Annotated in this window: 8 protein-coding genes; 2 read left to right on the forward strand and 6 right to left on the reverse strand. The window is 55.4% G+C overall.

Annotated elements, in window-relative coordinates:
• Positions 1-339: 339 nt before the first annotated feature.
• The gene (locus IM314_RS21760; protein WP_028014903.1) at positions 340-1,047 is read left to right on the forward strand and encodes a FadR/GntR family transcriptional regulator; all 708 of its coding nucleotides are present in this window, start codon (positions 340-342) and stop codon (positions 1,045-1,047) included.
• Entirely contained in the window at positions 1,044-2,477 is a 1,434-nt protein-coding gene (gene mdtD, locus IM314_RS21765) for a multidrug transporter subunit MdtD (protein WP_028014904.1), read from the forward strand. Before IM314_RS21760 ends, mdtD begins: the two co-directional genes overlap by 4 nt.
• Here the strand turns inward: mdtD and rbsR are convergent.
• The 6 genes from rbsR to rbsD form a co-directional block, all read right to left on the reverse strand.
• Entirely contained in the window at positions 2,443-3,435 is a 993-nt protein-coding gene (gene rbsR / locus IM314_RS21770; protein ID WP_028014905.1) for a ribose operon transcriptional repressor RbsR, read from the reverse strand. The two genes, mdtD and rbsR, sit on opposite strands and share 35 nt — an antisense overlap.
• 3 nt (positions 3,436-3,438) lie before the next feature.
• Positions 3,439-4,368, reverse strand: a complete 930-nt coding sequence (gene rbsK, locus IM314_RS21775) for a ribokinase (protein WP_045631283.1) — start codon at positions 4,366-4,368, stop codon at positions 3,439-3,441.
• Positions 4,369-4,476: 108 nt separating this feature from the next.
• A complete protein-coding gene (rbsB, locus tag IM314_RS21780; protein WP_010426610.1) occupies positions 4,477-5,367 on the reverse strand; it encodes a ribose ABC transporter substrate-binding protein RbsB in 891 nt (296 codons plus the stop codon).
• A 27-nt stretch (positions 5,368-5,394) separates the two neighbouring features.
• Positions 5,395-6,360 carry a ribose ABC transporter permease gene (rbsC, locus tag IM314_RS21785; protein WP_006808742.1) on the reverse strand — a complete coding sequence of 322 codons (966 nt, stop codon included), beginning with the start codon at positions 6,358-6,360 and terminating at the stop codon, positions 5,395-5,397.
• Positions 6,361-6,364: 4 nt separating this feature from the next.
• A complete protein-coding gene (gene rbsA / locus IM314_RS21790; protein WP_041911754.1) occupies positions 6,365-7,870 on the reverse strand; it encodes a ribose ABC transporter ATP-binding protein RbsA in 1,506 nt (501 codons plus the stop codon).
• Between the two features lie 7 nt (positions 7,871-7,877).
• Positions 7,878-8,297, reverse strand: a complete 420-nt coding sequence (gene rbsD / locus IM314_RS21795) for a D-ribose pyranase (RefSeq protein WP_003862392.1) — start codon at positions 8,295-8,297, stop codon at positions 7,878-7,880.
• Positions 8,298-8,557 lie beyond the last annotated feature (260 nt).

The following is an 8,557-nucleotide window of genomic DNA, read 5'->3' on the forward strand; positions in this document are numbered from 1 at the left end:
CACAGATTGTCTGATAAATTGTTAAAGAGCAGTGCCGCTTCGTTTTCGCTGCGGCGCGGGGTGTGCATATTACGCTTTCCCGCTTCAGAGTCAAGCCTTTATTTTGGTTTTCTCTGCTGACCCGGCGGCTTGCGTGCCGTTGTTCCGTGTCAGTGGAGGCGCATTATAGGGCGTTATTCTTAAGTGACAAGAGGAAATTCAAAAAAAGTTTCTGACCGTGTTTTTTTTCACCAACAGAGGTGATATCAAGCTACAAATTGTTCTATTTGATGTATCTGCAACCACAATCACATTCGAGGTGGCATAATTAACAGCATGAAACATTAAGGAATAAAAGCGATGCCATTAAGCGCACAACAGCTGGCCGCCCAAAAAAATCTGTCCTATGTGCTGGCAGAAAAGCTGGCGCAGCGGATTTTAGCGGGTAAATATGCCCCGGGGAGCATCCTGCCGGGTGAATTGGAGCTGGGTGAGCAGTTTGGAGTAAGCCGTACCGCGGTTCGCGAGGCGGTGAAAACCCTGACGGCAAAAGGCATGGTGCTTCCACGCCCTCGTATTGGCACGCGCGTGATGCCACAGAATAACTGGAATTTTCTCGATCAGGAGCTGCTCTCCTGGTGGATGACCGAAGACAACTTCCATCAGGTCGTCGATCACTTTCTTGTAATGCGCAGCAGCCTTGAACCTCAGGCATGCCTGCTTGCCGCCACGCTCGGGACAGCAGAGCAGAAAGCGCAGCTTAACGCACTCATGGAAGAGATGGTGTTCCTGAAAAAACACTTCAACCGGGAACGATGGATTGAGGTCGATATGGCCTGGCATGAACATATCTATATGATGAGCGCCAATCCGTTCCTCACTTCCTTTGCTTCGTTATTCCATTCGGTGTACCACACCTACTTTACCTCTATTACACAAGACGAAGTGGTAAAGCTGGATTTGCATCAGGCGATAGTAGATGCCATTCAGGAGAGCGACGGGCAGCGAGCCCTGACTGCATGTCAGGCATTGCTGACCGCACCAACCCACCAGCAGGTAAATAAATGACAGAGAAAAAAGCGCGCAGCATGGCCGGATTGCCGTGGATTGCAGCCATGGCGTTCTTTATGCAGGCACTGGATGCCACCATCCTCAATACGGCGCTTCCCGCCATTGCGCAAAGCCTTAACCGCTCCCCGCTGGCAATGCAGTCCGCCATCATCAGCTACACCCTCACGGTGGCGATGTTGATCCCGGTAAGTGGCTGGCTGGCCGATCGCTTCGGTACCCGCAGAGTTTTCATGCTGGCCGTAACGCTCTTTACGCTCGGTTCACTGGCCTGCGCGCTCTCCACTTCATTAACGGAGCTGGTTATCTTTCGCGTACTGCAGGGAATAGGCGGCGCGATGATGATGCCGGTGGCGCGCCTCGCTTTGCTGCGTGCCTACCCACGCAGCGAACTGCTCCCCGTACTCAACTTTGTCACCATGCCAGGGCTGGTCGGCCCAATACTTGGCCCGGTCCTCGGGGGTGTGCTGGTTACCTGGGCAAGCTGGCACTGGATTTTCCTGATTAATATTCCGATTGGCGTGGCAGGGCTGATCTATGCCCGCAAATATATGCCGAACTTCACCACGCCAAGGCGCAGCTTCGATATGGGCGGCTTTTTCTTGTTTGGACTGAGCCTGGTGCTGTTCTCCAGTGGCATGGAGCTCATTGGCGAGAAGCTCGTTGAAACGTGGCTGGCGCTCGCCGTCATCCTCAGTGGTATTCTGCTGTTCCTTCTTTATATACGCCATGCGCGTCGTCACCCGACACCGCTTATCTCTTTATCTCTCTTTAACACCCGAACCTTTTCCGTCGGGATCGCGGGCAATATTGCCTCACGTCTGGGCACAGGCTGCGTACCGTTCCTGATGCCATTGATGCTGCAGGTGGGGTTCGGCTACCCGGCGCTGATTGCCGGCTGCATGATGGCGCCCACGGCAATGGGTTCCATTCTGGCTAAATCGACGGTCACACAGGTACTGCGCTGGTTTGGCTATCGTAAAACGCTGGTTGGCGTGACGGTCTTTATCGGTCTGATGATTGCGCAGTTCTCGCTGCAATCCGCGGCGTTACCGGTCTGGATGTTGATCCTGCCGCTGTTTGTGCTGGGAATGGCGATGTCAACGCAGTTCACGTCGATGAACACCATCACCCTTGCGGACCTGACCGACGAGAACGCGAGCAGCGGCAACAGCGTACTGGCGGTGACCCAACAGCTGTCGATCAGCCTCGGGGTAGCCGTGAGCGCGGCGGTGCTGCGGTTTTATGAAGGGTTTGACGGCACGAATACCGTTGAGCAGTTCCACTATACCTTTATCACCATGGGCGCGCTTACCGTGGTGTCGGCGCTGGTCTTTATGTTGTTAAAACCGAAAGATGGCCGGAACCTGATTAAAGAGCGTCACAAAGAGAAAGCTAAACCGAACCGCGTTCCATCAGAACAGGAGTAAGCTGCAAACGTTGCTGTTGCAGCGTGGGCTGCGCCATACGGTGGATCAATACGTCGATGGCCAGCTCACCTAGTTCATCCTTCGGCTGATGGATCGTGGTCAGCGGCGGCGTCATGTAGCGCGCCAGTTCGATATCATCGTAACCGACGATCGCCATATCGTCCGGAACGCGCAGTCCCGCCTGATACAGCGCCTGATAGGCACCAAACGCCATCGCATCGTTGCCGATAAACACCGCCTGCGGGCGAGGCTCTTGCGCCAGCAGCGTCTGCATTGCCTCGAAACCGCCGTTAAACTCGAAATCGCCGGTGATGCGATAGCCATCAGGAATGGCAAGCCCTGCCCGCTCCATTGCCGAAAGATAGCCTTCCAGACGCAAGCGCGCCGGGGTTTTATCCAGCGGGCCGGTAATGCAGGCAATGCGGGTATGGCCTTTATCAATCAGGTGCTGCGTCGCCATATCGCCGCCCAGCAGCGAGTTATCCTGAATCAGATCGCTGGTCCCGTCGAACGGCGCCCAGTCCATCATTACCGTGGGAATAGAAGGATAGCGCTGAATGATCTCTTTTGAAGGTTGATGCGTTTCGGTACAGAGCAGCAGCAGCCCGTCGACGCGTTTTTGCATCAGCGTTTCCAGGTTGCGGTTCATGCGCTGCTCGTCGCCTTCAGTATTGCACAGCACCAGACTGTAGCCACGCTCGAAGCAGCTGCGCTCTACGCCACGAACAAGTTCAGAATAGAAAGGATTGGTACTGGCCGTGATCAGCATGCCGATGGTGCGCGTCTGGTTAAGCTTCAGACTGCGCGCCAGCGCCGACGGCGCATAGTTGAGGTCTTTTACTGCGGCTTCGACTTTCTCCCGAATCGCCTCGCTGACGAAGCGGTCGTTATTAATAACGTGAGAGACGGTCGAAGTAGAAACGCCCGCCATGCGGGCGACATCTTTCATCGTAGCCAAGCGTTACCCCTGCTGACTTAAGAATTCATCGATCTCTTTACGCCACGGAACGGAAGGCTGTGCGCCTTTGCGCGTCACCGCAATCGCGGCGGCGGCATGTGCAAAGCGGATCGCGTCATCCATCGCTTTTCCTTCCAGCAATGCCGTCACCAGCGCACCGTTGAAGGTGTCTCCAGCGGCGATGGTATCGATGGCTTTGACCTTAAAGCCCGGCACGCGACGGCCTTCGCCATTGACGCTAGCCCACACCCCGCGGCTACCAAGAGTAATGATAACGGTCCCGATGCCTTTTGCATGCAGCACTTTCGCCGCACGCGCGGCATCATTGTCATTTTCAACGCGAATGCCCGTCAGCTTTTCCGCTTCGGTTTCGTTCGGGGTGATGATATCCACCAGCGCCAGCAGTTCGTCTGATAATACACGGGCAGGCGCAGGGTTAAGTACGACAGTGGTATGATTTTCATGCGCAATTTTCGCGGCGGTCAGCACGCTTTCAACCGGGGACTCCAGCTGCATCAGCAGGGCTTCCGCTCCGGCGATGATCCCACGCTGCGCTTCGACGCGTTCAGTCGTTAACGCGGCGTTAGCCCCCGCATGAATACCGATGACATTCTCACCTTCCGCATTGACGAAGATCAGCGCCACACCGGTAGATTCCCCTTCAACAACGCTGACGGGTGCAGTATCGATGTTGTCACTTGCCAGCTGCTTGCGTACGCGCTCGCCGGTATCGTCATCACCCGTACAGGCGATAAACGCGATATTCGCCCCGCTGCGCCCGGCGGCAACTGCCTGGTTTGCGCCCTTACCGCCGAACGCGACCTGATACTGATTGCCGGTGACGGTTTCGCCCGGAGTGGGGAACGTTTCAAGGTTAAGAATGTGATCGGCATTGATACTGCCAAGGACGACGAGGTTGCCTGCGGTTTTCATGTATTGAGGTGTCCATCTGAGAGCGCCACCGGTATTACCCGGTGGCGTATGCCACACTTTTCTTTTATTTGGTGTCCCTCAGGCAGCCAGCGACTGCCTGAATCGCCTTTACTGCTTAATGACCAGCTTCAGGTCAACAGGGTATTTGGCCTGAACTTTTTCGCCCTTCAGCACTTTGTCGGCAGTTTCAACGCCAGTCGCGCCAATCTGCTCAGGCAGCTGAGCGATGGTCGCAGCCAGTTTGCCATCATTTACTGCTTTTTCACCATCCGGCGTGCCGTCAAATCCGACAACCATCACATCTGATTTACCTGCGGTCTGGAGCGCACGCAGCGCACCGAGCGCCATCTCATCGTTCTGTGCAAATACCGCCTGCACATCTGGATGCGCGGTCAGCAGGTTCTGCATGACGTTCAGACCCTTAGTACGGTCGAAGTCTGCCGGCTGGCTGGCCAGCACGTTGAATTTGTGTGCAGCCACGGCCTGCTGGAAGCCTTCACCACGTTCACGGGCCGCGGAAGTACCGGCGATACCCTGCAGTTCGATAACTTTCGCGCCTTCACCGGCTTTCTTCGCGATGTAGTCACCAGCAATTTTACCGCCCAGCACGTTATCAGACGCAATGTGGCTCACAACTTCGCCTTTCGTTGCCTGACGGTCCAGAGTGATCACCGGAATTTTCGCCTGGTTTGCCATCTTCACGGCGTTGCCTACGGCATCAGAATCGGTTGGGTTGATCAGCAGAATTTTGGTGCCACGAACGGTTAAGTCCTGAACGTTAGCCAGCTCTTTCGCCGGGTTGTTCTGTGAATCCAGCACCACCAGGTTGTAGCCCAGTTTGTCCGCTTCTTTCTGCGCACCGTCCTTCAGGGAGACGAAGAACGGGTTGTTCAGGGTAGAGACAACCAGCGCGATGGTATCTTTCGCCATGGCGTTAGCACTTACGGTTGCGCTCAGCGCGACAGCAGAAACCAGGGTAGCCAGTTTTTTCATGTTCATATCTAAGATGTCCTGTAGTGTCGTCAGTTACTGTTTTTTGTTGTCTACCAGTACCGCCAGCAAAATCACCACTGCCTTAACGATCATCTGGTAATAGGAGGAAACACCTAACAAATTCAAACCATTATTCAGGAAACCGAGGATCAGTGCGCCGATCAATGTCCCAACAATGCGACCTTTACCGCCCGCAAGGCTCGTACCGCCCAGAACCACCGCCGCGATGGCATCCAGCTCGTACCCCGTCCCCGCCGTCGGCTGCGCGGAAGAGAGGCGCGCCACTTCGATGATGCCCGCCAGTGACGCCAGCAGGCCGCACAGGGAGTACACGATAATTTTGACTTTATTAACGCTGATACCGGACAGGCGCGTGGCCGCTTCGTTACCGCCCAGGGCATAGATATAACGTCCCAGACGGGTATGGTGCAGCATGTACCACGCCGCCAGGAAGACGATAGCCATGATCCAGACCGGGGTCGGGACACCCAGCGGGCGACCGATACCGAACCAGCCAAACAGATCCGCGTTATCCGTAAACCCGGTATTCACCGGGCTACCGTTGGTGTAAACCATGGTCACACCGCGCAGCAGCAGCATCATCACCAGCGTGGCGATAAACGCCTGAACGCGGCCTTTTGCCACAATCACACCGGTAACGGCACCAATCGCCGCGCCAGCCGCCAGTGCAGCCGCAACGGCCACCAGCGCGTTGACCTCAATTCCCACAATTGAAGCGGCGATCGCACCGGTGAGCGCCAGCAGGGAACCGACGGACAGATCGATACCCGAGGTCAAAATCACCAGCGTCATGCCGACCGCCATAATGGCGTTCACCGACGTCTGCTGCAGAATGTTGAACAGATTATTGACGGTAAAAAAGTTCGGGCTCATGGTCGAGACAATCGCGATCAGCACCAGCAGGGCAATCAGCGATTTTTGTTCCATCAGCCATGCCTTTGTGAAATAGCGGCGACCAGAAACAGCCTGGGTAGTCATCTTCTTACTCCTGATTCACGCGATTAAGCTTGCCCACAGCGGCAGCCATCAGAACTTCCTGGGTGGCCTGCTCGCGAGTGAATTCACCGCCGAGATGCCCTTCATGCATGACGATAATGCGATCGCTCATGCCTAATACCTCTGGCATCTCGGAAGAGACCAGAATGATGCTCAGACCGTCGGCCTTGAACTGGTTAATCAGCTGATAGATCTCTTTTTTCGCGCCCACGTCCACGCCGCGGGTTGGCTCGTCGAGGATCAACACCTTCGGGCGCGTCATCAGCCCGCGGGCAATCGCCACTTTCTGCTGATTCCCGCCGGACAACAGGCCAATAGCCTGCTCCATCGACGGGGTTTTAACGTTGAAGAGACGGATAAAATCACTGACCGCCTGCTGCTCATCTTTATGCTTCAGGCTGCCGCCGCTATGGCTGAAATAGCGCAGCGCGGTGAGGGACATATTCTCTTTCACCGACATGCCCAGCACTAAGCCGTCGCGCTTGCGGTCTTCGGAGATATAGACGATGCCGTTCGCCAGCCCGTCCTGCGGCGAGCGGGTCACCACTTCATGGCCGTCAAGAGTAACGTAACCGCTGGTGCGCGGCAGTGCGCCGTACAGCACTTTCATCAGCTCGGTACGGCCCGCGCCCATCAGGCCCGCCACGCCCAGAATCTCGCCCTGACGCAGGGTAAAGGTCACATCGTTTACGCCTGGGCCGCAGAGGTTATCTACCTTCAGGCGGATCTCGCCCGGCGCTTTGTCCAGATGAGGATATTGGTCTTCGAGCTTACGTCCCACCATCATTTCGATCAGCGTATCTTCGGTCAGCGTTGCCACTTCGCGCTCGGCGATAAACTGGCCGTCGCGGAAGACGGTAACGTCGTCGCAAATTTCGAAGATCTCTTTCATGCGGTGAGAGATATAGACAATGCCGCGTCCCTGCGCTTTCAGCTCGCGGATCACGCGGAACAGGGATTCGGTTTCGGTATCGGTCAGGGCGTCGGTCGGTTCATCCATAATGATGACCTTCGACTCGAAGCTCAGCACCTTCGCGATTTCCACCATCTGCTGATCGCCGATGGAGAGGTCGCCCACCAGGCGGTCGCTCTTAAAGCGCAGGTTCAGCTTCGCCAGCAGCTTGTCCGCTTCGGCGTACATGGTTTTCCAGTCGATTTTGCCGAACCGGTTCACGAACTCGCGGCCCAGGAAGATGTTCTCCGCAATGGTCAGCTGCGGGATCAGGTTCAGCTCCTGGTGAATAATGCCGATGCCCGCTTCCTGAGAGGATTTCGGGCCGTTAAAGGTGGTTTCTTTTCCCAGCCAAACGAGTGAACCGGCATCACGCTGATAGATCCCGGTCAGCACTTTCATCATGGTGGATTTGCCGGCACCGTTTTCGCCCACCAGCGCCATCACGCGTCCTGGGTAGACGTTAAGCGCCGCACCGGAGAGGGCTTTTACGCCCGGGAACGACTTATCGATCCCTTTGAGTTGCAGTAATGCGTCCATGATGGCCTCAGAAGGTGACGCCAGCACAGAGAATGATATTCGCATACGGGGAACACTCCCCGCTGCGAATCACCGCCTGACTGTCTGCGGTTTGTTGTTTGAACTGTTCGTGCGTTGTGTAACGAATTTCTATGGTGTTTCCCTGGTGTTGTTGCAGTTGCTCAATGTGGCTGAGCAACGTTTCGTGGAGTTGCGGATTATGTTGTTTGATTTCCGCCGCGAGAATGGCCGCCTCAACCTGCATCTCCGCCGTCACCACCTCCAGTACCTGCATAAACGAGGGCACGCCCTGCGTTAACGCCATATCGATACGGGTTGTGCTGCGCGGAACCGGTAAGCCTGCATCGCAAACCACCAGCGTATCGGTATGCCCAAGACGGGAAATAACCGATGAGATTTCTGAGTTGAGAACCGTGCCTTTCTTCATTTTCTTGCTCCACTAGCGAAACGTTTCGCTAAAAATAGTGTAGCCGCATAAATGTTCAGAAAACCATCATGACGTAACGGATTTGTGATCAACGTCGAAACGTTTCGCTAAGTGAAATGGAAGGGGAGGTAAATGCAAAACGGTAACCGTCAGGTTACCGTTTTAGATGTTTGCGCCCTCTCCCTGTGGGCTGAGGAATCCCCAGTAATTTTTTTCCTGAAGCGATGAACATTGCTTCAGAGAAATGAATAACTTACAGC

It is taken from the genome of Enterobacter cloacae complex sp. P42RS, assembly GCF_014930595.1.
Classification (GTDB): Bacteria; Pseudomonadota; Gammaproteobacteria; order Enterobacterales; family Enterobacteriaceae; genus Enterobacter; species Enterobacter bugandensis.